The organism is Bradyrhizobium sp. MV1.5 (assembly GCF_055807615.1).
Genome location: NZ_JBVVPL010000009.1, coordinates 67,331 through 89,505, shown reverse-complemented (window position 1 = coordinate 89,505; position 22,175 = coordinate 67,331). Strand labels below are relative to the sequence as shown.

Sequence of the window (22,175 nt, the reverse complement as noted above, 5' to 3'; positions counted from 1 at the left end):
GGGGCCCCCCCCGCCCGGGGGCGGCGGGGGGGGGGGGGGTGGGGGGGGGGGCGGGGGGGGTGTGGGTGTACCCCATATTTGCCCCCCAACACCCCCCCCGCCCCCCCGGCCCGGGCCCCCACTACACCAGATTTTTTACTCGCGCCTCCCCGCTCGCAGATCGTAGCGGGAACGGCGATCCCGGATTGCGCTGCGCTCCATCCGGGCTACGAAGCCGCGAGCTTCGTACGTTTCCCCGGCCGCCATAGTACGACGCTCGCCGCCACTAGGTCGAGCATCACGCACATCGCAAACGCGCTCGTGTAGTCGCCGGTCACGCTGCGCACGAGACCGACGATGCCGGGGCCGAAGGCGCTGACGATGCCGCTGATCGACGTGCCCAGTCCCATCGCGGCGGCGAAGGCGCTCGCGCCGATCTCGCGCTGGATGATCAAGGGCGGAAACGTGATCATGTTGCCGATCGAGAAGCCGTAGACGGCGCAGCACACGAGCAGCACGGTCGGGTTCGTGCTTTGCAGAAGCACGAACAGCGCCGCCGCCTGGCTGGTCATCGATGCCGCGCAGGCGAGCCGCGGATCGAGCCGGTCCACGAACAGGCCGAGCGACAGGCGCCCGACCACCGCCATCGCCGCCATGATGGTGACGGCAAGACCCGCACTGGCGCGGCCGATCAGCGGTTCGAGGAACGTCACCTGGTGGATGATGAATCCCATCTGCGCCAGCAGCGCGACCGCGATCGGCAGCACCATGGTCCAGAACGCCGAATTGGCGAGCAGCGTCTTGCGCGAGTGAACCGCAGGCACGGCGGTGCCGCCATCGAATGAATCCCCGCCCGGCGTTGGCGGCATTTCCGTCGGCCAGCCGGTGAAGATGACCACCACCGGCAGCACCAGCACCACCATCGCCAGCGTGGCCGCCAGCATCGCGGAACGAAAGCCGATGCTGCCGCTCAGCGACAGCAGCAGCGGCACGAGCACGATGCCGCCGCAGGTCGCGCCATTGTAGGCGAGGCTGAGCGCGAGCCCGCGGCGCCGTTCGAACCAGGAGTTCAGCACGGTCGCGATCACCACCGTGCCCATGCCGGTCCAGCCGACCGACATCAGCGCATAGGCGAGATAGAGCTGCCAGGGCGTCTGCAGCAGCGCCAGCAGCACCGTCGAAGCGCCGAGCGCCGAGAGGCCGCACAGGATCAGCGACCGCAGCCCGATGCGGGCGAGCAGATCGTCGGTGAAGATGACGAGCACGGCAGTCAGGAGAAAGGAGAAGGTGCTGGCCGCGGAAACCAGCGTACCCGGCCAGCCATGGGCGCGCTGGAGTTCGGCGAGATAGACGCCCTGACCGTACAGGCCGAAGCCGAACATGAAGAAGGCCATCAGGAAGCAGGCCAGCACGACGCGCCAGCCGCGATAGTGCAGCGAGGATTCGTCAACACGCGTGGCGGCAATCATCAATCGGGCAATCGGGCAATCGGCCAAATGGAACGGCGCGAGACGATCGTGCACCACAACCAGGGGTTTTTCAATCGAAAATGGGTAGCTAATTATTGCAACGCGTAACACAGCAGCGGCCGATGCGCCCGTCTCACGCGAATTCGGTCCCCAAAAGGTCGCGCGAGCGCATTGGCGCGCCTGCAAGATGATGTAGGCTGACGTTTCGCGAGTCTAGCCAATGTCAGTATCGCGGCGACCGCAGGGGCCTCTCATGTCGAATGGCAACATCATCGTCACCGAAGAGCGCGGAACGCGCGTGATCACCCTGCGCCGTCCGAGCAAGAAGAACGCGATCACGCAGGACATGTATCGGGAGATGAGCCGCGCGATCGACACCGCGCAGAACAATCCCGACATCCGCTGCATGATCATCACTGGCGGCTCCGGCGTGTTCACCGCCGGCGACGACATCGACGATTTCATGCACGCCGACACGTCGCGCCCCGAGACGCTGTCCGACGGCGCCAAGTTTCTCTATTCGCTCGCCCTCAACGCCAAGCCGGTGATCGCGGCCGTGGACGGCGCGTCGATCGGAATGGGCACCGTGATGCTGTTCCATTGCGACTATGTGCTGGCCTCGAACGCGGCAACCTTCTCCGCGCCCTACATCCATCTCGGGCTCGTGCCGGTCGGTGCGTCCAGCCTCTTGATGCCGAACACGATGGGCTACCAGCGCGCCTTCGCCATGCTGGTGATGGGACGGACTTTTACGGCCGCTGAAGCGCATGCCGCCGGCTTCGTCAACACCGTGGTCTCGCCGGGGCATACCGAGGTCGAGGCGCGCAAGGTGGCGCGCGATATCTGCAGGCTCCCCGCCGAAGCGGTCGCGATCTCGCGCAAACTGCTGCGCGTCGCATCCGAGGAGCTCACCCGCCGCATCGACCAGGAGGCCCATTTGTTCGGCGAGCGGTTGAAGTCGGAAGAAGCCACCGCCGCATTCAACGCGTTTGCGAACAGGAAGAAGAAAAAGTAGGGTGCCGTCCGGCGCATCGCCGCGGAATGACGGCGAGAACTTTCGTGAAATCTTCGCGCGGAGCGACTAGTCTGGTTCCATGCGACATGTTCTCCGCCTGACCGTCTTCGCGCTTGCGCTCGCCGCCCTGCCCGCGTCCGCCCAAACCGCCGCACCCGTCGAGCTGCGCATCCTCGCGATCAACGATTTCCACGGCAATCTGCGCCCGTCGCCGGGCGGCATCCGGATCAGCGATCCCGAGGACAGGTCCAGGAAGGTGATGGTGGCCGCCGGCGGCGCCGAATACATGGCGACGCTGGTGAAGCAGCTGCGCGAGGGCCACAAGAACACGATCTTCGTCGCCGCCGGCGACCTGATCGGCGCGAGCCCGTTCCTGTCGGCGATGTTCCACGACGAGCCTTCGATCGAGTCGCTCTCGATGATGGGGCTCGCGATCACCTCGGTCGGCAATCACGAATTCGACGAGGGCAAGACCGAGCTCCTGCGGATGCAGAACGGGGGCTGTCATCCGGTCGACGGCTGCCAGGGGCCCCATCCCTTCCAGGGCGCCAAATTCCATTATCTCGCGGCGTCCACCATCGAGACCGCGACCGGCAGGAGCGTGCTGCCGCCTTACGAGATCAGGGAATTCGAGGGCATCCCCATCGCCTTCATCGGGCTGACCTTGAAGGAGACCGCGGGCATCGTATCGCCCGCGGGCATCACCGGCCTCGAATTCCGCGACGAAGCCGAGACGGTGAACGCGCTGGTGCCGCAGCTGAAGGCGCGCGGGGTCGAGGCGATCGTGGTGCTGATCCACCAGGGCGGCGAGCCGGCCGGCGACTACAATGAATGCCCTGCCATCACGGGGCCGATCGTCGACATCGTGAAAAAATTCGATCGCGCCGTCGACGTCGTCGTCAGCGGCCACACCCATCGTGCTTATGTCTGCGATATTGACGGGCGGCTCGTCACCAGCGGCGACAAATACGGTACCCTGGTCACCGCGATCGACCTCAAGCTCGATCCGGCAACGCGCGACGTCGTCCGCGCCAGGGCCGAGAACGTCCTCGTCGCCAATGCCTCGCTGCCTAGGGATCCCGAGCAGACCGCACTGATCGATGCCTACGACAAGCTTTCGGCGCCGATCGCCAATCGCCCGGCTGGATCGGTGACGCAGACGCTGTCACGCGTGCCGAACGAGGCCGGCGAAAGCCCGCTCGGCGACGTCATTGCGGACGCGCAGCTCGCCGCGACCAGGGATGCCAAGGACGGCAGCGCCGTCATCGCGCTCACCAATCCCGGCGGCATCCGCACCGACATCGTTCCAAAGGAGAACGGCGCGATCACCTTCGGCGACGTTTTCGCCAGCCAGCCGTTCCGCAACCGGCTCGTCACCATGACGCTCACGGGCAGCCAGCTCAAGGACATGCTGGAGCAGCAATGGCTCGACCCGAAGCGGCCGCGGATTCTCCAGGTCTCGAACGGGTTCAGTTACGCCTGGGATGCGGCGAAGCCATTCGGCGAGCGCGTGATCACCGAGAAGATGACGCTCAATGGCAGACTGGTCGAAGCCGGAAGCGGCTACCGCGTCACCCTCAACGATTACCTCGCAGTCGGTGGCGACGGCTTTACGGTCGCCAAACAGGGCACGGGGCCGCAATATGGCGGCTACGACGCTGACGCGCTGTTCGCGTTCTTCAGGGCGCACGGACCGATCGGGCCGCTGCCGCTGAGCCGCATCCTGCGCGTGAATTGATCCGGATCAAACGGGCCGGCTCGGGACCACCCTTTGCCATTCCCGGGGGAACGCATAGATTGGGTTTTGTATTTGCGTTTTGGCGCCGGATGCGCCAAGCGACGTCGAGAGCCCGCATTCCATGAGGCCGAACTGATGAGTACGCTTCTCCTCTCCCACAAGGCCTGCCTCGACCACGTCACGCCGCCGGGACACCCTGAAAGGCCGGACCGCCTGCGCGCGGTGGAGGAGGCGCTGTCGCATGAGCGCTTCCAGTTCCTGGTGCGTGACCAGGCGCCGGAGGGCGATCTCGACCTCGTCACGCTCTGCCACAACGAGCACTACGTCACGGAGCTGCGCCACATCGCGCCGACCAGCGGACTGGTCTATATCGATGGCGACACCTCGATGTCGCCGGGCACATGGGAAGCGGTGATGCGCGGCGTCGGCGGCGCGGTCGCGGCGACCGAAGCGGTGATGGCGGGCGAGCATCGCAACGCCTTCGTCGCGGTGCGCCCGCCCGGCCACCACGCCGAGATCGGCAAGCCGATGGGCTTCTGTTTCTTCGACAACGTCGCCATCGCCGCGCGCCACGCGCAGCGCAAATACGGCATCAAGCGCGCGGCCATCGTCGATTTCGACGTGCATCACGGCAACGGCACGCAGGACATCTTCTGGTCGGACCCGACCGTGATGTATTGCTCGACGCACCAGATGCCGCTGTTTCCGGGCACCGGCGCCAAGAGCGAGCGCGGCGACCACGACACCATCGTCAACGCGCCGCTCGCCTCCGAGGACGGCGGGCCGGAATTCCGCATCGCGTTCGAGAATTTGATCCTGCCGCAGCTCGAAAAATTCAGCCCGGAGCTGCTCGTCATCTCTGCCGGCTTCGACGCGCATTATCGCGATCCGCTGGCGTCGCTGAATTTGCGCGCGGAGGATTATGCCTGGGTGACGCGCAAGCTGATGGACCTCGCCGACAAGACCGCCGGGGGGCGCGTTGTTTCTGTGCTCGAGGGCGGCTACGACCTGCAAGGATTGAAAGAATCTGTTACGGCGCATGTCGGCGCCCTGATGGGCGCCTGACACACCCGCCACATTGCGCCCGCAAAACTTTGCTTTCTCCGACGTGAAGCGAATCGGGCAATCGGAAACTTATATGGCCGAAAATACCCAAATCGACATCTCCAGGCTGACCTTCGAACGCGCCATCGAGGAGCTCGAAACCATCGTGAAACGGCTCGAGGACGGCAAGGTGCCGCTCGAGGAATCCGTGACAATCTACGAGCGCGGCGAGGCCCTGAAGCGCCGCTGCGAGGAGTTGCTGCGCCAGGCCGAGGCGCGCGTCGACAAGATCACCACCGATGCCAGCGGCCAGGCCACCGGCACCGCGCCGCTCGACGTCCAGTAAGGGCCGCCTCCAAAGCCGCCTATCTCACGCAGCGGGCACCGGCAATTCTTCATGATCGCATGCCGCGGTCGGCGTTGCTGCTGCTGCTGCTTGATTCCAGGGAACCGGCGCTCTGGCGATCACGGAACCTCCCTCAGAGGGGCCCCTCGCCCTCCTGAATCCGTCTAGAAATAGCCTCCCCATGCGAAAAACCTTGCCGAGGAACCGGGCAAGCTTGGAACCCTTCGGCTGGCGCCAGGATTAACCACTCTGGCCCGCGGGTTGCAGGTGCATGCCCGTAATCGGCGGAGCGGGTTGGCTTTGGCCCAAGCTTTGGTGTAAAGCTGCGCGGAGTGTGGCTTTTTGTAAGCCTTGCGTGGGCACTGATTACCGACGACAAGCGCTTCAAACTGCTGATGAATTGGCTGGGATGGACGAAGCCGATCTAAGTGACAGGGATCACAGAGACTGAACCGGAGAGCACTTAAGCTCACCTAAGCTTGAAGACGGGGCTTTGCCCCATGCAGGTGGCTCCGACGGTTTAAGGACTCGCGCTGCGCCGATATTGTGCAAACCCATCGCGCACCGGAACGATCTTCCGGCGCTGACAAATTGGAAATCGCCGTGAACGCATATAGTAAAACGCCGCTTCTCGACACCATCCGGACGCCGGACGACCTGCGCAAGCTCAAGGTCGAGCAGGTTCGCCAGGTCGCCGACGAGCTGCGTCAGGAGACCATCGATGCCGTCTCGGTGACCGGCGGTCACTTCGGCGCAGGCCTCGGCGTGGTCGAACTCACCACTGCGATCCATTACGTTTTCGACACCCCGCGCGACCGGCTGATCTGGGACGTCGGCCACCAGGCCTATCCGCACAAGATCCTCACCGGCCGGCGCGATCGCATCCGCACGCTGCGCACCGGCGGCGGCCTGTCCGGCTTCACCAAGCGCAGCGAGAGCGATTACGATCCGTTCGGCGCCGCGCATTCCTCGACCTCGATCTCCGCCGGCCTCGGCATGGCGGTCGCGCGCGACCTCTCCGGCGGCAAGAACAACGTTATCGCCGTGATCGGTGACGGCGCGATGTCGGCGGGCATGGCCTACGAGGCCATGAACAATGCGGGGGCGATGAACTCGCGCCTGATCGTCATCCTCAACGACAACGACATGTCGATCGCGCCGCCGGTCGGCGCGATGAGCGCCTATCTCTCGCGGCTCTACTCGGGCAAGACCTATCGCACGCTGCGCGATGTGGCCAAGCAGATCAACCAGCGCCTGCCCAAGATCCTCGCCAACCGCGCCAATCGCGTCGAAGAATATTCCCGCGGCTTCATGATGGACGGCGGCACGCTGTTCGAGGAGCTCGGCTTCTATTACGTGGGCCCGATCGACGGCCACAACCTCGACCATCTCCTGCCCGTGCTGAAGAACGTGCGCGACATGGAGACCGGCCCGATCCTGCTCCACGTCGTGACGCAGAAGGGCAAGGGCTACGGCCCGGCGGAAGCCTCCGCCGACAAGTACCACGCGGTGGTCAAGTTCGACGTCGCGACCGGCACCCAGGCCAAGTCCAAGCCGAACGCGCCGGCCTATCAGAACGTGTTCGGCCAGAGCCTCGTCAAGGAAGCGGAGAAGGACGACAAGATCGTCGCCATCACCGCGGCAATGCCGTCCGGCACCGGCGTCGACATCTTCAACAAGGCGTTCCCGGACCGCACCTTCGACGTCGGCATTGCCGAGCAGCACGCAGTGACGTTCGCCGCCGGCCTCGCCACCGAAGGCTACAAGCCGTTCTGCGCGATCTACTCGACCTTCCTGCAGCGCGGCTACGACCAGATCGTGCATGACGTTGCGATCCAGAGCCTGCCGGTTCGCTTCGCCATCGATCGCGCCGGCCTCGTCGGCGCCGACGGTGCAACCCATGCCGGCTCGTTCGACAACGCCTATCTCGGCTGTCTGCCGAACATGGTGATCATGGCCGCGGCTGACGAAGCCGAGCTGGTGCACATGGTCGCAACCCAGGTCGCGATCAACGATCGTCCGAGCTCGCTGCGCTATCCGCGCGGCGAAGGCCGCGGCATCGAGATGCCCGAAGTCGGCGTTCCGCTCGAGATCGGCAAGGGCCGCATCGTCCGCCAGGGCAGCAAGATCGCCCTGCTCTCCTTCGGCACGCGCCTCGCCGAATGCGAGAAGGCCGCCGACGAGCTCGCAGCCCACGGCCTTTCGACCACGATCGCGGATGCGCGCTTCATGAAGCCGCTGGACACTGAGCTCGTGCTCAAGCTCGCGCGCGACCACGAAATCCTGATCACGATCGAGGAAGGCTCGGTCGGCGGTTTCGGCTCGCATGTCGCGCAGTACCTCACCGATCAGGGCGCGCTCGACAGCGGCCTGGTGCGGTTCCGCACCATGGTGCTGCCCGACGTGTTCCAGGACCACGACACGCCGGCGGCGATGTACGGTCGTGCCGGTCTCGATGCCAAGGGCATCGTCGCCAAGGTGTTCGAAGCGCTCGGCAAGGACGTCAAGGCCGAGACGGTCAAGCTCGCCTGACAGCGAGCTTCGACCTTCCGCGAAACAGCTCGATGAAGATCTATCTGGCAGGCCCCGACGTGTTCCTGCCAGATGCAGTCGAGATCGGCCGGCGGAAGGTCGCGATCTGTGCCGCAAACGGCCTCACCGGCCTCTATCCCCTCGACAACGAGATCGACCTCGCCGCTCCCGACGCCTCGCGGCAGATCTTTTGCGGCAACGAGGCGATGATGGACACGGCCGATGCGATCATTGCCAACCTTACGCCGTTCCGCGGCGCTGGCTCCGATCCCGGCACCGTCTACGAGCTCGGCTACATGGCCGGCCGCCGCAAGTTTTGCCTGGCCTATTCCAATGACGGCGCCGCCTATGCCGACCGTGTCGGCCGCTTCATGGACGTGACGTCCGAGGATGGGCGGCTGGTCGACGCGCAGGGACTGACGGTCGAGGATTTTGGCCTCGTCGACAATCTCATGATGATCCACGCGCTGGAGCTGCATGGCTGCCCGCTGGTGACGCCGGCGCAGATGCCGATCGACGTGTGGCACGATCTGGCCGCGTTCGAGGCTTGCGTCCGGATGGCGGCCGCGCGATTGATCGCTACATAAGCGCCTCAGGCGTCTTTCGGAGAGATGATGTCCCCTGCCCGCAAGCGCGCGGATATTCTGCTGGTCGAGCGCGGCCTGTTCGAGAGCCGGGCGCGGGCGCGCGCGGCGATCGAGGCCGGGCTCGTCACGGCCGACGACAAGCAGGTGGCAAAGCCATCGGAGACCATCGCCGAGGACGCCGTGATCCAGGCCGAGCCCGCGCATCCCTACGTCTCCCGCGGCGGCGTCAAGCTCGCCGGCGCGCTGGAGCGCTACCCGATCGAGATCGAGGATCATGTCTGCCTCGATGTCGGTGCGTCCACCGGCGGATTCACCGAGGTGCTGCTGGCGAACGGCGCGAGCCTCGTTTTTGCCGTCGATGTCGGCACCAGTCAGCTGCATCCCTCGCTGCGCGGTCACTCCAAGATCGTGTCGATGGAAGAGACCGACATCCGCGCCTATGACGGCAAGCGCCTGCCAGCGCGGCCCGATGTCGTCGTAATCGACGTCAGCTTCATCTCGCTCAAGACGGTGCTGCCCGTGGCGCTGTCGCTGGCCGCCGCGCCGATGAGCCTGCTGGCGCTGATCAAGCCGCAATTCGAGGCAGACCGGAAGCACAACAAGAAGGGCATCATCCGCGACGCCGCCGTGCACCGCGAGATCTGCGACGACGTCGCCGCCTTTGCGGCCTCGCTCGGCTGCACCGATATCGAGGTGTTCCCCTCGGCGATCACCGGCGGCGACGGCAATATTGAATTCTTCCTGGGCGCGCGCCGTGGTTGAGCGCATGACAATCGATCACGTCGGCCATCGCGGCGACGGCGTCTCGCTCGACGCCGGCGATGCCATCTATGTGCCCTACACGCTCGGCGGCGAGAACGTCGAGGTCGATCATGTCGTCGGCAACCATCCCGACCGCCGCAAGCTGCTGGCGGTGGATGTCGCCAGCCCCGAGCGCGTCGCGCCGTTCTGTCCGCATTTCGGCGTCTGTGGCGGCTGCGCAATCCAGCACTGGGCGGCCGAACCGTATCACGCCTGGAAGCGCGGCATCGTGGTCGAGACCCTGGCCCAGGCCGGCATCGACTGCGAGGTGGCGTCGCTGGTCGATGCCCACGGTGCGGGACGCAGGCGCATGACGCTGCACGGCCGGTTCGGCACCCATGACATCCTCAAGGTCGGCTTCTCGGCTGCCAGCTCGCACGACGTCATCCCGATCGATCGCTGCCCGATCCTCGATCCCGGGCTCGAGGGTGCGCTCGATGCCGGCTGGGCGCTCGCCGAGCTGCTGACGTCCAAAATGCCGGTGACGAAACCGCTGGACATCCAGGTCACCGCGACCGCCAACGGTCTCGACATCGACGTGCGCGGCTCCGGCCCGCTGCCAACGTCACTCGTGACGGCGCTGTCGCGCGTCGCCGAGCAGCACCGCCTGGCCCGGCTGACACGGCACGGCGAACTGGTGCTGCAACGCCTGCCACCGACCCTGCAGATGGGCCGCGCCGAGGTGACGCTGCCGCCGGGCTCGTTCCTGCAGGCGACCGTCGCCGGTGAAGAGACGCTTGCGTCGCTCGTCGCGGAGCGCATCGGCAAGGCCAAGAACGTTCTCGATCTCTTCTGCGGTGTCGGACCGTTTGCGTTGCGGCTCGCCGAAAAGGTCCGCGTCACCGCCCATGACAACGACGCCGGCGCCATTGCAGCGCTCGCAAAGGCCGCGCGGACACCAGGGCTCAAGCCGATCAAGGCCGAGCCGCGCGACCTGTTCCGCCGTCCCCTGGTGGCGCCGGAGCTGCGCGATTTCGACGCCGTCGTGTTCGACCCGCCGCGCCAGGGCGCGCAGGCGCAGGCCTTGAAGCTCGCCGCGAGCAAGGTGCCTGTGGTGGTCGCGGTCTCCTGCAACGTCGCGACATTTGCCCGCGACGCGCGGCTGCTGATCGATGGCGGCTACAAGATGGATGCCGTGGTGCCGGTCGACCAATTCCGGCACACGCCGCATGTCGAGCTGGTGGCGCGGTTTGTGAGATAAGCGCGTCCCTCCCGACCTTGATGCCGGTCAACCGACCGGCTCTGCCGTTGCGCTAAGCTCGCGCGGGAATGGCCGCGGAGCGGATGATGGCGATCGACCGACGACAATTCATGACCAATACGTTCGGCCTTTCCGCGGCGACGCTCACGGCCAGTCCCGCGCAGGCCTCGAACGGGAGCTATGAGGACGCGGTGCAGGCGGCCCGGGCACCGCTGCGATCGTCCCCGAGAGACCGCGAGCTCGTGCGTTTTGCGACACTCGCGGCCAACAGCCACAACACCCAGCCCTGGATTTTTTCCGCCCATGATAATGTCATCGTGATCAGGCCAGACGTCGCACGCCGCTGTCCCGCAGTCGACCCGGACGATCACCACCTCTTCGTCAGCCTCGGCTGCGCCGCCGAAAATCTCGCGCTTGCGGCGGCAACGCTGGGTTGGCGCGCAAACCAGACGGTCGACGGCGGCCGGATCGTGATCGCACTCGACCAAGCTCCGCCTGCCGCATCGGCGCTGGCGGCCGCAATTCCAATCAGGCAATGCACCCGTGCGGCATTCGACGGCAAGCCGGTCGCGCCCGAGATGTTGCGCCAGCTCGAGGACGCCTGTCGCGAGCCGAACGTGTCGGCAATCCTGCTGACCGAACGCGCAGCCATCGCCAAAGTCACCGACTATGTGCTCGAAGGCAATTCCGCACAAATGCGCGACAAGGCCTTCATGAGCGAACTCGTGAGCTGGATGCGCTTCAACGAGGCGGATGCGGTCGCGTCCATGGACGGGCTATTCTCGCGCGCGTCAGGCAGCCCGTCACTGCCGGCATGGGTCGCGCGGCCGCTGCTGAAGCTCGTCTTCACCGAGCAGGGCGAGAACAGAAAGTACCGCGAGGAGCTCGACAGCTCCGCGGGGGTCCTCGTGCTTGCCGCCGACCGCAGCGACACATCGCAGTGGATCGCGGTCGGACGCGCTTGCCAGCGGTTCGGTTTGCAGGCGACCGCACTGGGGCTGAAATATTCCTTCGTCAACCAGCCGGTCGAGGTGCCGACACTGAGATCGCAATTCGCAGCCTCACTCGGACTCGGTGAGCGGCGTCCCGACATTGTGATCCGTTTCGGAGCCGGACCGAATTTGCCGAAATCGCTGAGGCGCGGCCCGGAGCTGGTGATGCGCGGATGATGCAGTCTAGCGCCGAAGGCCGCCGAGGGCCGGCGACTCGCCGGGCAATATCGACGAGTTGATGTCACTGTCCATGCGCCCGGATTGCTGTTGGGTGAAGCCGGCGCCGAACGACAGGCTGAGGTTGGAGGTCGGTTTGAACTCGACACCCGCAAATGCGCCATAGCCGGGCGAGGCGCTGGAGGTGAGCGGCGCAAGCGAGCTGCCAATGCCGCCGCCGTATTTCAGTGTGTCGAAACCGGCAAAGAACGTGACGGGCATGCCGCCCGCGGTCTTGGTGTTGTAGCCGAACTGCGTGCTGTCGTAGGAGAGCGCGCTGAAATTGCCGCTCAGTCCGGCCGGGCTGAGGCCGCTCCAATTGAGATTGCCATGCTGGCTGCCGACAAAGAAGCCGTTCGCAAAATTGCTGCGGCTGCTTGCGTCGCCGCCATTGAAGCTCGGGACATTGCCGTAGCTGTCGGCGCTCTGACCGGCAACGCCGCCGAAGCCGAAAGGTCCGCCGGGGATCCAATATTGCAGGGGTGCGGCTTGCGCATGAGCCGGCGCTTCGCCGAGGCAGAGCAGGGCAAGAAAAACCGCGAGACCGCAAGAGCGGGTAAGCCTGGACATCCAAATAACCGTCGAAAACCTTGCGAATTATACCCACCAGGCATCATGAATGCCAGCATCGCGACACCAATCTTCCCTTGAGTTCCGGGATCACGTTTTCCTGTCAATTGAACTTCCCGCATGCCCGATTGACCCACCTGAGGGGGCGCGTCAGCACGGAGGGTGTCATGGAGGTCAATTCCGACAGGTTGAATGCCTTTATGGGCAAGATGGTCACCGAATTCGGGGCGGCGATGAATGCGTCGCTGGTCCTGCTCGGGGACAAGCTCGGTCTCTACCGTACCCTTGCCGCCAAGGGACCGATGAACTCGTCCGAGCTCGCAAGCGCCACCGGGACCGCGGAGCGCTACGTCCGCGAATGGCTCGCGAGCCAGGCGGCGTCCGGCTACATCGAATACGATTCCGCTTCGGCAAAATTCTCGATGCTGCCGGAGCAGGCGATGGCGCTTGCCGACGAGAACAGTCCGGTGTTCCTCGGCGCGTTTGGCAATGTCATTGCCTCGGCTTTTCTCGACGAGCCGAAGGTCTCGGACGCATTCAAATCCGGCAAGGGCGTCGGGTGGAACCGGCGCAGCGAATGCCTGTTCTGCGGCACTGCCCGCTTTTTCCGGACCGGGTACATGCATCATCTGGTGCAGGAATGGCTGCCCTCGCTCGACGGCGTCGTAGACAAGCTGAAGCGCGGCGCCAAGGTCGCCGATGTCGGCTGCGGGCACGGCGTCTCGACACGGCTGATGGCGGAAGCCTTCCCGAACTCCCGCTTCTACGGCTTCGACTATCACGAGGGTTCGATCGAGGCCGCGCGAAAGGCGGCCACCGAAGCCAGATTGGGCGACCGGGTCAGCTTCGCTGTTCATTCCGCCAAGACCTATCCGGCTGAGGGCTATGATCTCGTCTGCTTCTTCGATTGCCTGCATGACATGGGCGACCCCGTCGGCGCCATCGGCCACGTGCGCGAGACCATGGCAAAGGACGGCACCTGCATGCTGGTCGAGCCGTTCGCAGGCGACCGCCTCGAGGACAATCTCAACCCGGTCGGGCGGGTCTATTATGCGGCGTCGACCATGATCTGCACGCCGGCCTCGCTCGACCAGGAGGTGGGCCTCGCACTGGGCGCGCAAGCGGGCGAGGCAAGGCTGCGCAACGTCGCGCGAGAGGGCGGACTGACGCGCTTCCGCCGCGCCGCTGAAACGCCCTTCAATCTGATTCTGGAGGCGCGGATCTGATCTTCCCCTTTCCGACGCGTGGCTGCGGCATATGGCCGTGCCGATGCTGCAGCCACGCCTGGCGCCGACAGCCTTGCCTCGCTCGCGCCGCAACGTAAGCTGGCCGCCGCAAATGATCGGCAATGGCGCCCTCACGCGCGCTTGCGATGTCTTGCGTGAGATCGAGCGGCAATTGAAGGCGCTGATGCAATCTGGCAGCTAGCAGCCGTGACGGTTAGGCCGTCCTGTCCACCGTGGACGACGAATCCGCCGGCGGATATTTCGTCACGGGCACCACGAAGGACTTGTTGCGGACTTGGTAGATGATCTTGCCGTTCTGCCCGTCGTCGGTCGCAATCTGCGCCTGCCCGAACATGATGACGTTCTTGTAGACGGTGCCGGTGCCCTGACGGGTGACGCCATCGGTGGTGACGCTGACCTGCGCTTCGTTGCCGTTGACAGCGAGCACCCTGAAGCTCGCGCTCTTGCCATTGTCACTGGAATAGCCGCCCCAACTTCCCATCAAGCGGCTGTCGGAGGCCGGCGGCGCCTGCTTCTCGAGAGTCGCGGTCTGCTTGCCCGCGCCCGCAGATGACAACAGCACCAGACTCTTGCCGTCCTTGGTGCCGACCGTGACCGTGCCGAAGGTAAGAAGCGAACCTGCGACCTCGCCAAAACCGCGCTCCGTGCGCCCGTTATGGGTGTACTCGACCTGCGCCCGGGCACCGCGGATGTTCACGACCTTGAAGCTGACGGGCTGGTTGTTGCCAGCCCAATTGCCTTTCCACTCACCGAGCAGGGAGCTCTGGTGATACACCCGCTCGAGAGCGGGAGAAATCTGGCTGGTGCTCGACGTGACGATGGCCATTGGATTGCTCGGCGGATTTGTCTGACAGGCCCGCTTCGTTCGCGCCCCGACAGGAACGTCAGAACAGTATCCGCAAACAACTGGAAGCAGCCGATTAGGGCCACGCAACAGTTAACGCATGGTTAAAATTCCATCGCGGGCAAATAGGGCAAAAGGTCTCGTCCGGTAGGCCGCGCTCAGCGACCCCAGCGGTCCGACCAGATCTTCTCGCCGATCATGCAGTTCACACGCGGCTCCTTGTCCTTGTCCGCAACGTGCATCACGGGGCGCTCCGGCATACGGCCCGCAACCTCCATCAAGAGCTTGGTGCGGATGGCTTCCTTGAACTTGTCGCGGTCCTTGATCGTGATGACGAAGGAACCGGGCCCGCCGATGACGCAATCTTCATAATAGAAGTCGAGATTGTCGATATCCATGGTCGAATAGGACGGCTCCTTGACCATGATCGGCAGGCCGTTGATGACGATGCCCTTCTCGATCGCCGCGTCGCGCGCGATCGTGACCGGCGTGCCATTGTTGTTGGGACCGTCGCCGGAAATGTCGATCACGCGGCGCAGCCCCCGATAGGGATCCTCATCGAACAGCGGCATCGCGAAACTGATCGCGCCGGAGATCGAGGTGCGCGAGGCGCGCCGGATCGGCGTCTTCAGGATTTCGGCGGCGACGGCATCGGCGGTCTCCGGTCCGTCGATCAGGCGCCAGGGAATGATGATCTTCTGGTCGGTCGAGGCGGCCCACTCGAAATAAGTCACCGCAATGCGGCCGTTCGGGCCCAGCTTCAGCGCCTGCAGGAATTCCTTCGACTGGATCGCCTGCGCATAGCCTTCACGCTGAACCGCGAGCTCGTCCATGTCCATGGAGTAGGAGACGTCGACGGCGAGGATCAGCTCGACATCGACCGTCTGCGCGTCCCTGTCGGCGGCTTGCCGCTCCGGCTGAATTTTAGGCGACTCAAATTTGGGTCCTGGTGCCGCGATGCCCGCGACGTCCCCTCCGGCGAAGATGCCGGTCACCAGCACAGCCCCGATCGAGAACAGCAAGCGCATCGCAGCCTCCCGTCGTATGACGCGATGGTGACATGCAATCGCCTTGCCGCAAAGTCCGAAGATCGCTCGCGCTTCACATTCCAGTTAGGCATTTGCCAGTTAGGCATTTGCGGCGGGAATTGCGAAGCACTGCGCAAAGCTGCCGGCATGTTGCCGCGCTCGCGCCGCTGACTGCGGGATCGTGGGCACCCGAATGCAATAGTGCGGTGCGCTCCCGGATTGACGGGCCACTGGACAGAGTACCTCGCCCACTTGTCCGGCGCGATTTCCATGTTAGGCTGGCGACACAGATGGGGATGGAGTCCCCCGACAACCGCCCGGCGGCCTGTGACCGTAGTGGGCTGATGACTCCTGCTAGAGGAGGGGCAATTTCGGGCCTCTGCCTTCGGCGGGAGCATGGACAACCCCGCCGCTGGCGGGTTTTTTGTTGCCTGGACGCGAAGGCAAGGAGCGGCCGAGGAGAAGCCCTGGACGTGACGACGACAACACCGAATGCTGCACGTGCGGGGCTGCCCAGGGGGATCTGGGTGCTCGGTTTCGTCTCGATGCTGATGGATGTCTCTTCCGAGATGATCCACGCGCTGTTGCCGGTCTATCTCGTCACCGTGCTCGGTGCCTCCACACTCACGGTCGGCTTCATCGAGGGCATTGCAGAGGCGACCGCCTCGATCACGAAGATCTTCTCCGGCGCATTGTCCGACTGGCTCGGCCGGCGCAAATTGCTCGCCGCGCTCGGCTACGGACTGGCCGCGCTGACAAAACCGCTGTTCCCGCTTGCCCCCAGCGTCGAATGGCTGGTTGCCGCGCGCTTCATCGATCGCGTCGGCAAGGGCATTCGCGGCGCGCCGCGCGATGCGCTGATCGCCGATATCGCACCCATCGGCCTGCGTGGCGCGAGCTTCGGCCTGCGTCAGTCGCTCGACACCATCGGTGCGTTCGTCGGGCCGCTCGTGGCGATCGGCCTGATGTGGTGGACGGCGGACAATTTTACGATCGTGTTCTGGGCGGCCGTGCTGCCGGGCTTGCTGTCGTTCGGACTGATCGCGTTCGCGGTGAGCGAGCCGGAGCCGGACCCAGGCCGGGAGCCGTCAAGGAATCCGCTGAACATCGCCGCGATGCGGCAGCTTGGATCCCTGTACTGGCGTGTGGTCGCGGTTGGCGTCGTGTTCACGCTGGCGCGTTTCAGCGAAGCCTTTCTGATCCTGCGCGCGCAGAACATCGGGCTCAATGCGATGTGGGTGCCGGCCGTGCTGGTGCTGATGAACATCGTCTATGCATTATCGGCCTATCCGGCCGGCGCGCTCTCGGACCGCATCAACCGCACCGGCCTGCTCGCGCTCGGCCTCGTCTTCCTTGCCGGCGCCGATCTCGCGCTCGCGCTGCTGCCAAGCCTTGGGGGCCTCGCCCTCGGCGTCGCGCTGTGGGGACTGCATATGGGATTGACGCAAGGCCTGCTCTCGGCCCTCGTCGCCGACGCAGCGCCACCGAGCCTGCGCGGCACCGCGTTCGGCTATTTCAACCTGTTCACCGGCCTTGCCTTGCTGGCCGCGAGCGTGATCGCCGGCGCGCTGTGGGATAGCTATGGTCCGGCCGGCACGTTCCTGGCGGGGCTCGGCTTCGCGCTGGTCGCGCTCATGGGACTATTTGCCGTCGGCGACGGGCTGGCAACGGAGGAGAAACGATGACGGGGGGCTGTTCGCCGTGCTGAGCGGAGTGCTTGCGATCATGATCGGCAGCGTGCTCGGCGGCTGCGCGCGCTATTTCATCTCCGGCGCGATCGCCCGGCGGCTGGGCGAGACGTTTCCGTGGGGCACCGTGACCATCAACGTCACCGGCGCCTTTCTGATCGGCATTTTTGGCGCATTGGCGACCCATCCCGGCTCGGCCTTCGCCGCGCCCGATCCATGGTTGTTCGCGGTCACCGGCTTTCTTGGCTGCTACACCACGGTCTCCTCGTTCAGCTTGCAAACGCTGACGCTGGCGCGCAACGGCGAGGCGATGCACGCGCTCGGAAATGTCGCGGTCTCGGTCGTGCTCTGCCTCGCGGCAGTCAGTTGCGGCTTCCTCCTCGCGGACACTCTGGGAGGCTAGAGGCAGATGAAGTCCTCCTCCTCTGCCGATCGCTGGCGCACCGCGACGCTCTATGCCTGGATTGCCGCCGGCAGCATGGTCGGCGGGCTGACGCGCTATCTGGTTGGGCTTGCGCTCGACACCGGCCCCGGCTTCCCCGTCGCGACGCTGTTCATCAACGCCACGGGCTCGCTGATCATCGGCTTCTACGCGACGCTGACCGGCCCCGACGGCCGGGTGCTGGCGCGGCCCGAGCACCGGCAGTTCGTCATGACCGGGTTCTGCGGCGGCTACACGACCTTTTCAACCTTCAGCCTGGAGACCTTCCGCCTGTTCCACGGCGGCATGAAATACACGGCGCTCGCCTATATCGCGGCCTCCGTCATTTGCTGGCTGGTGTCGGTATGGGCAGGCCATATGATGGCCAGCGGCACCAACCGCTTGCGAAGGAGCTGATACCATGCAAATCCCCAATCAGGCAGTTTCGCTCCGGATCTTCATTGGCGAGAGCGACCATTTCGACGGCAAGCCGCTCTATGAAGCGATCGTGATGACGGCGCGCGAGCGGCATCTGGCCGGCGCCACCGTGCTGCGCGGCCCGATGGGCTTCGGCAAGTCGAGCCGGCTCCACACGTCCAAAATCCTGCGGCTCTCGGAAGACCTGCCGCTGCTGATCGAGATCGTCGACAGCGAGGACCACATCAACGCATTCCTGCCCATCCTGGACGGCATGATGTCGAGCGGCCTGATCACCTTGGAGAAGGTGCAGGTCCTGCAATATGGTGAGAAGGCCGCGCGCTGAGCGCGACGGCAGGAACCCAAGCCCGCCGTATCCGGGAGGCGGAATGAACGACACCGTTGCCAAACCGAAAACCAGGACCAAGACCAAGGTCGAGCGGCCGAAGCTGCATAAGGTCATCCTGATCAACGACGACTTCACGCCCCGCGAATTCGTCACGATGATCCTCAAGGCCGAGTTCCGCATGACTGAGGATCAGGCCTACAAGGTGATGATCACCGCCCACAAGCTCGGCGCCTGCGTGGTCGCGGTGTTCACCAAGGACGTCGCCGAGACCAAGGCTACCCGCGCAACGGATGCCGGCCGCACCAAGGGCTATCCCCTGCTGTTCACCACGGAGCCGGAGGAATAGTGGCACCGGTCCGGCTTTGGAGCTTTGGCGGCCTCCTTCGATTTCGGTGCCGAATCTGCTCTGCCGAATAGTGTATCTATTGGCCGCCAACAGGCGCATGGTAACCCATCACCGGCCCGTCACGGCATCCATCGGTGACTGAGAGAGTCTTTGCGCTCCCGCCCAATGCGGAGCGTCCTGTGCAAGACACCACCAAGAGAACCATTCCGCTGAGCAATCGCCTAGCCCAATTGGCAGCCGAGGCTCGCCGTCGCGCAGAGATTGCCCCGCCCGGCGTCCAGCGGGAAGCGCTGCTCAGAGCGGCGCGATTGAGCGAAACGGCCTCGCACATTCATGACTGGATAAGCCTGCCTGGTCCCAAAACACCGAGGTAGTGGCAAGCCAACCTGGTCGGCGGCCTCTTCTCACTGAGCGACGATCCGGGCCGTGGCGGCATCCTGCTGCAAATCACACTTCAAATATAAGTTGTAAAAAATGAACTATATCTCATTTTGGTTGTTGTAACAGCATCCCCAAACGAAACGGGGCGGTCGACAGCCAAAGCAGCCCCAAATGATGAAATCTCTTATTGCGTTCGCGATGTTCGCGCTCCTCGGAGTGTCCGTAATGGTGTTGCCCGGTTTTGCTCCGCAAGTAAAAGCGCGCGAGACCGTTGCTTTGGCGAAGGCGGACCGGCTGGCGAGCCATCCGGTGGCCAGCAATTGCCTGGGTCAGGTCTGGCCGGACTTCGAAGCATCGTGTCTGCGCCGAGGTGAATCCGATGTCAGGATTCATGAAGCTCGTTTGGTCACCGCGCGCCGTTAGACCACAATCGCAAAGCGCCGGCCGAGCTTGTCGGATGATCCAGGAAAGTGTCGTGCACAGATGTCAATGCCCCCAACCTCCTTGCCGAACGTTCTCGTCGTCGAAGACGAGATGATCTTGCGCATGCGCGCAGTCGATATCGTGGAGGATGCAGGCTTCTGCCCTGTGCAGGCCGTCAACGCCGACGAAGCCATCGCGATCCTCGAGTCGCGGTCGGACATCTCGCTTCTGTTCAGCGACATCCAGATGCCCGGGACCATGGACGGCTTGAAGCTGGCCCACGCGGTGCACGATCGCTGGCCTGCCATCAAGATCGTGCTGGTTTCCGGTCAGGTAAAGCCGTCTGAAAACGAAACGCCGGCGGACAGCCGCTTCTTTCGCAAGCCGCTCGCCGTCGACGAAATGATCTCGCAGTTGCAGACGATGATCGGAGCGGGCGCGCTAAAAATCCTTCCGACCACAACGACTGATCCCGGGGAAAATCTTGAGGTTAGTCGTTCGCCACAGGAATCGGTTCTGGCCGCGGAAAACGACAATTTGCGCCTGTTGCTGGAACAGGCGGACACCGACGCCAAGGTCCTGCTCGCTCAAGCCGGCATCGAAGCCCACGAGCGCGAGGCTGCCGACAAATTGCAAAAGCTGATCCTCGGAGAGCTGCATCATCGCATCAAGAATACGCTTGCAACGGTGAGCGCTATTGCAGCCCAGAGCTTCCGGACGGCGATCAGTCTGGAGCACGGGCAAAAGGCCATGGATGGCCGCTTGCTGGCGTTAGGACGTGCCCACGACCTGTTGATACAGGTCAGCTGGTCAAATGCGAGCCTCACTCATACCCTGAGCGGCGCCACCGATCCCTATGACAGTCAGGGGGGCCGACGATTCCATTTCAATGGCCCGGACCTCCGGATCACGTCCGGTGCCGTGATAGCGCTCGCAATGACGTTCAACGAGCTCTGCACCAACACGACGAAGTTCGGCGCGCTGTCCAGTTCCTCCGGGCATGTCGAGATCGCATGGACGGTCGACGAGATCGAGCAAAGGCTGCGCCTGAAGTGGAGCGAAAGCGGCGGCCCTGCGGTGGCGCCGCCAACACGACGGAGCTACGGCACCCGGATGATCGAGTCGCTCGGCCAGCAACTGAACGGGCAGGTGCGGCTGGCCTACGAACCGTCCGGATTTGTCTATCAGCTGGATGTCCCGCTGAGGTCGGTGATGGCGTCGAACGCCTGAATTCTGCTCACCGGGTTGATGGCGGCGGACATCCGAGGACGACCTCAGGCCATCACCATTGGCGTCTCCTCCGTCAGCCCGTATACGCGCTGCGCCTTTGAAAAGCCCGCGATCGGGAATTCGCCGAGCTCGTGCCAGTCGTGGCGGCAGACATTGGCGAACATTTCCGAGGCGACGACGGTCCGCCCCAGGCGACCCGTGATCTTCTCGAGCCTGGCAGCAAGGTTCACGGCGGGGCCGATGCAGGTGAAGTCGAGGCGGTTGCCGCCACCGATATTGCCGTAAAGGATGTTGCCGACGTGGAGCGCCACGCCGAAGCGGAAGCGCTCGATGACGTCGCCGACCGGATACGCGAGCGCCTCGACGCTGGCGCGGGATTCGCGTGCCGCCTCCAGCACGCGCGTGCAGACATGCGCGGTATCGCCGACATATTCGTCGATGGGGAATACCGCGAGCAGGCCGTCGCCCATGAATTTCAGCACCTCGCCGCCATGGCCGCGGATCGCGGCGACCTGGCAGTCGAAATAATGGTTGAGGATCTCGACCACGGTCTCGGCCGGCAGCCGGTCCGACAGTGCGGTGAAGCCGCGCAGATCGGAGAGCCAGATCGCAGCCTGCATGGTGTCGTTGTGGCCGCGGCGGATCTGACCGCCAAGGATGCGCGCGCCGGCACGATTGCCGACATAGGTGTCGAGCAGCATCTCGGCGGTGCGGCGCAGGCTGATGATCTCGGTGATGCGCGCGAGCGGTTTGAGGATGGCGTGAATCGCCGCGATGTGGTCATCGGTGAAGCCGCCTGGATGGCGCGTGGTCCAGCTCGTCGCGTGGACCGAGCCGTCGAGAAACTGCATTGGCGTCGCGACGTAGTCGGTTACGCCTTCGGCACGCATATCGTCGAAAAAAGGGAAATGCTTGCTGCCGGGATCGTCCATGCGTCCCCGCACCTCAAGTCCCTGCTCGAACACGACCCGCAGCGGACTTCTGGCGAATTCCGGCGTCTCCAGGATCTCGAAATCGACCGTGCCGATCTCGACCTCCTCGCCCTCCCGCCAGATGAAGTTGCGGCCGAAAATTTCGGGATGTAGCGTGCGGATGAAGATGCCGAACCGCCATAGCGGCAGACCGGCTGCGACCATCCGTTCGCAGGCTTCCGCCGTCATCTCGGCCGGGGCCTTCGACGACCAGGCGCCGTCGATCAGCCAGCTGGTGATGCGTTGGAGCTCGGAGCTTTCCATGTCCGCATTTGCGGACGAAGTTGTGGGATCGTCAAGCTGCGCGGTGGGCGACTGGCGCGATACAAGCGCCTCGCGC

General features: G+C 64.5%; 23 protein-coding genes and 1 riboswitch. Of the genes, 18 read left to right on the top strand and 5 right to left on the bottom strand.

Annotated elements, in window-relative coordinates; genetic code table 11:
• Positions 1–206 precede the first annotated feature (206 nt).
• Positions 207–1,448: an MFS transporter gene (locus AC0L2J_RS11590; RefSeq protein WP_007607418.1), complete on the bottom strand. Its 1,242-nt coding sequence runs from the start codon at positions 1,446–1,448 to the stop codon at positions 207–209.
• A 253-nt stretch (positions 1,449–1,701) separates the two neighbouring features.
• Here AC0L2J_RS11590 and AC0L2J_RS11585 point away from each other — a divergent pair, with 253 nt between their 5' ends.
• From AC0L2J_RS11585 to AC0L2J_RS11545, 9 genes are all read left to right on the top strand, one after another.
• The gene (locus AC0L2J_RS11585; protein ID WP_473389626.1) at positions 1,702–2,463 is read left to right on the top strand and encodes an enoyl-CoA hydratase-related protein; all 762 of its coding nucleotides are present in this window, start codon (positions 1,702–1,704) and stop codon (positions 2,461–2,463) included.
• A 79-nt stretch (positions 2,464–2,542) separates the two neighbouring features.
• On the top strand, positions 2,543–4,201 hold the full coding sequence (locus AC0L2J_RS11580) for a bifunctional metallophosphatase/5'-nucleotidase (protein ID WP_473389621.1): 1,659 nt from the start codon (positions 2,543–2,545) through the stop codon (positions 4,199–4,201).
• A 135-nt stretch (positions 4,202–4,336) separates the two neighbouring features.
• On the top strand, positions 4,337–5,266 hold the full coding sequence (locus tag AC0L2J_RS11575; protein WP_007607412.1) for a histone deacetylase family protein: 930 nt from the start codon (positions 4,337–4,339) through the stop codon (positions 5,264–5,266).
• A gap of 73 nt (positions 5,267–5,339) precedes the next feature.
• Entirely contained in the window at positions 5,340–5,591 is a 252-nt protein-coding gene (locus AC0L2J_RS11570) for an exodeoxyribonuclease VII small subunit (protein ID WP_007594646.1), read from the top strand.
• Between the two features lie 603 nt (positions 5,592–6,194).
• A complete protein-coding gene (dxs, locus tag AC0L2J_RS11565) occupies positions 6,195–8,123 on the top strand; it encodes a 1-deoxy-D-xylulose-5-phosphate synthase (RefSeq protein WP_007607410.1) in 1,929 nt (642 codons plus the stop codon).
• A 32-nt stretch (positions 8,124–8,155) separates the two neighbouring features.
• Positions 8,156–8,710, top strand: a complete 555-nt coding sequence (locus AC0L2J_RS11560) for a nucleoside 2-deoxyribosyltransferase (RefSeq protein WP_473389617.1) — start codon at positions 8,156–8,158, stop codon at positions 8,708–8,710.
• Between the two features lie 27 nt (positions 8,711–8,737).
• The gene (locus AC0L2J_RS11555) at positions 8,738–9,472 is read left to right on the top strand and encodes a TlyA family RNA methyltransferase (protein ID WP_007607406.1); all 735 of its coding nucleotides are present in this window, start codon (positions 8,738–8,740) and stop codon (positions 9,470–9,472) included.
• Positions 9,465–10,712: a class I SAM-dependent RNA methyltransferase gene (locus tag AC0L2J_RS11550; protein WP_473389610.1), complete on the top strand. Its 1,248-nt coding sequence runs from the start codon at positions 9,465–9,467 to the stop codon at positions 10,710–10,712. Before AC0L2J_RS11555 ends, AC0L2J_RS11550 begins: the two co-directional genes overlap by 8 nt.
• A 110-nt stretch (positions 10,713–10,822) precedes the next feature.
• Positions 10,823–11,881 (top strand): Acg family FMN-binding oxidoreductase, encoded by a 1,059-nt coding sequence (locus AC0L2J_RS11545; protein WP_473389607.1) that lies wholly within the window; start codon positions 10,823–10,825, stop codon positions 11,879–11,881.
• A gap of 6 nt (positions 11,882–11,887) precedes the next feature.
• Here AC0L2J_RS11545 and AC0L2J_RS11540 read toward each other — a convergent pair whose 3' ends face one another.
• Complete coding sequence (locus tag AC0L2J_RS11540) at positions 11,888–12,490, bottom strand: hypothetical protein (RefSeq protein ID WP_007607400.1); 603 nt, start codon at positions 12,488–12,490, stop codon at positions 11,888–11,890.
• A 167-nt stretch (positions 12,491–12,657) separates the two neighbouring features.
• Here AC0L2J_RS11540 and AC0L2J_RS11535 point away from each other — a divergent pair, with 167 nt between their 5' ends.
• Positions 12,658–13,716 carry a class I SAM-dependent methyltransferase gene (locus AC0L2J_RS11535; RefSeq protein WP_473389602.1) on the top strand — a complete coding sequence of 353 codons (1,059 nt, stop codon included), beginning with the start codon at positions 12,658–12,660 and terminating at the stop codon, positions 13,714–13,716.
• A 31-nt stretch (positions 13,717–13,747) separates the two neighbouring features.
• Entirely contained in the window at positions 13,748–13,918 is a 171-nt protein-coding gene (locus AC0L2J_RS11530; RefSeq protein WP_157234069.1) for a hypothetical protein, read from the top strand.
• A gap of 12 nt (positions 13,919–13,930) precedes the next feature.
• Here the strand turns inward: AC0L2J_RS11530 and AC0L2J_RS11525 are convergent, their stop codons facing one another.
• Both AC0L2J_RS11525 and AC0L2J_RS11520 read right to left on the bottom strand, forming a co-directional pair.
• A complete protein-coding gene (locus AC0L2J_RS11525) occupies positions 13,931–14,563 on the bottom strand; it encodes a hypothetical protein (protein WP_007607396.1) in 633 nt (210 codons plus the stop codon).
• 176 nt (positions 14,564–14,739) lie between these two features.
• A complete protein-coding gene (locus AC0L2J_RS11520; RefSeq protein WP_473247759.1) occupies positions 14,740–15,609 on the bottom strand; it encodes a DUF1194 domain-containing protein in 870 nt (289 codons plus the stop codon).
• Between the two features lie 283 nt (positions 15,610–15,892).
• A riboswitch (Fluoride riboswitch) is annotated at positions 15,893–15,970 on the top strand.
• A 112-nt stretch (positions 15,971–16,082) separates the two neighbouring features.
• On the opposite strand from AC0L2J_RS11520, the gene AC0L2J_RS11515 reads away from it, so the two are divergent.
• The 7 genes from AC0L2J_RS11515 to AC0L2J_RS11485 all read left to right on the top strand — a co-directional run bounded on the left by AC0L2J_RS11515 (position 16,083) and on the right by AC0L2J_RS11485 (position 20,864).
• Positions 16,083–17,294 carry an MFS transporter gene (locus AC0L2J_RS11515; RefSeq protein ID WP_473389598.1) on the top strand — a complete coding sequence of 404 codons (1,212 nt, stop codon included), beginning with the start codon at positions 16,083–16,085 and terminating at the stop codon, positions 17,292–17,294.
• 16 nt (positions 17,295–17,310) lie between these two features.
• The gene (gene crcB / locus AC0L2J_RS11510; RefSeq protein WP_007607393.1) at positions 17,311–17,700 is read left to right on the top strand and encodes a fluoride efflux transporter CrcB; all 390 of its coding nucleotides are present in this window, start codon (positions 17,311–17,313) and stop codon (positions 17,698–17,700) included.
• Between the two features lie 6 nt (positions 17,701–17,706).
• Complete coding sequence (crcB, locus tag AC0L2J_RS11505; protein WP_007607392.1) at positions 17,707–18,135, top strand: fluoride efflux transporter CrcB; 429 nt, start codon at positions 17,707–17,709, stop codon at positions 18,133–18,135.
• Positions 18,136–18,139: 4 nt separating this feature from the next.
• Complete coding sequence (locus AC0L2J_RS11500) at positions 18,140–18,481, top strand: DUF190 domain-containing protein (protein ID WP_473389596.1); 342 nt, start codon at positions 18,140–18,142, stop codon at positions 18,479–18,481.
• Positions 18,482–18,524: 43 nt separating this feature from the next.
• Positions 18,525–18,830, top strand: a complete 306-nt coding sequence (gene clpS, locus AC0L2J_RS11495; RefSeq protein WP_007594672.1) for an ATP-dependent Clp protease adapter ClpS — start codon at positions 18,525–18,527, stop codon at positions 18,828–18,830.
• 552 nt (positions 18,831–19,382) lie between these two features.
• Positions 19,383–19,634, top strand: a complete 252-nt coding sequence (locus AC0L2J_RS11490; RefSeq protein ID WP_007607389.1) for a hypothetical protein — start codon at positions 19,383–19,385, stop codon at positions 19,632–19,634.
• 60 nt (positions 19,635–19,694) lie between these two features.
• Complete coding sequence (locus tag AC0L2J_RS11485) at positions 19,695–20,864, top strand: sensor histidine kinase (protein WP_063993369.1); 1,170 nt, start codon at positions 19,695–19,697, stop codon at positions 20,862–20,864.
• Positions 20,865–20,908: 44 nt separating this feature from the next.
• On the opposite strand, the gene AC0L2J_RS11480 is transcribed toward AC0L2J_RS11485, so the two are convergent.
• Entirely contained in the window at positions 20,909–22,099 is a 1,191-nt protein-coding gene (locus AC0L2J_RS11480) for an adenylate/guanylate cyclase domain-containing protein (protein ID WP_007607383.1), read from the bottom strand.
• Between the last annotated feature and the right edge of the window lie 76 nt (positions 22,100–22,175).

Coding starts and splice junctions, on each gene's coding strand:
- AC0L2J_RS11540 (WP_007607400.1), bottom strand. CDS start 12,490: ATGTCCAGGCTTACCCGCTCTTGCGGTCTCGCGGTTTTTCTTGCCCTG.
- AC0L2J_RS11570 (WP_007594646.1), top strand. CDS start 5,340: ATGGCCGAAAATACCCAAATCGACATCTCCAGGCTGACCTTCGAACGC.
- AC0L2J_RS11525 (WP_007607396.1), bottom strand. CDS start 14,563: ATGGCCATCGTCACGTCGAGCACCAGCCAGATTTCTCCCGCTCTCGAG.
- AC0L2J_RS11530 (WP_157234069.1), top strand. CDS start 13,748: ATGGCCGTGCCGATGCTGCAGCCACGCCTGGCGCCGACAGCCTTGCCT.
- AC0L2J_RS11480 (WP_007607383.1), bottom strand. CDS start 22,099: ATGGAAAGCTCCGAGCTCCAACGCATCACCAGCTGGCTGATCGACGGC.
- AC0L2J_RS11575 (WP_007607412.1), top strand. CDS start 4,337: ATGAGTACGCTTCTCCTCTCCCACAAGGCCTGCCTCGACCACGTCACG.
- AC0L2J_RS11520 (WP_473247759.1), bottom strand. CDS start 15,609: ATGCGCTTGCTGTTCTCGATCGGGGCTGTGCTGGTGACCGGCATCTTC.
- AC0L2J_RS11555 (WP_007607406.1), top strand. CDS start 8,738: ATGTCCCCTGCCCGCAAGCGCGCGGATATTCTGCTGGTCGAGCGCGGC.
- crcB (WP_007607392.1), top strand. CDS start 17,707: ATGAAGTCCTCCTCCTCTGCCGATCGCTGGCGCACCGCGACGCTCTAT.
- AC0L2J_RS11500 (WP_473389596.1), top strand. CDS start 18,140: ATGCAAATCCCCAATCAGGCAGTTTCGCTCCGGATCTTCATTGGCGAG.
- AC0L2J_RS11535 (WP_473389602.1), top strand. CDS start 12,658: ATGGAGGTCAATTCCGACAGGTTGAATGCCTTTATGGGCAAGATGGTC.
- AC0L2J_RS11485 (WP_063993369.1), top strand. CDS start 19,695: ATGTCAATGCCCCCAACCTCCTTGCCGAACGTTCTCGTCGTCGAAGAC.
- AC0L2J_RS11490 (WP_007607389.1), top strand. CDS start 19,383: ATGATGAAATCTCTTATTGCGTTCGCGATGTTCGCGCTCCTCGGAGTG.
- AC0L2J_RS11585 (WP_473389626.1), top strand. CDS start 1,702: ATGTCGAATGGCAACATCATCGTCACCGAAGAGCGCGGAACGCGCGTG.
- AC0L2J_RS11590 (WP_007607418.1), bottom strand. CDS start 1,448: ATGATTGCCGCCACGCGTGTTGACGAATCCTCGCTGCACTATCGCGGC.
- AC0L2J_RS11560 (WP_473389617.1), top strand. CDS start 8,156: ATGAAGATCTATCTGGCAGGCCCCGACGTGTTCCTGCCAGATGCAGTC.
- AC0L2J_RS11545 (WP_473389607.1), top strand. CDS start 10,823: ATGACCAATACGTTCGGCCTTTCCGCGGCGACGCTCACGGCCAGTCCC.
- AC0L2J_RS11580 (WP_473389621.1), top strand. CDS start 2,543: ATGCGACATGTTCTCCGCCTGACCGTCTTCGCGCTTGCGCTCGCCGCC.
- clpS (WP_007594672.1), top strand. CDS start 18,525: ATGAACGACACCGTTGCCAAACCGAAAACCAGGACCAAGACCAAGGTC.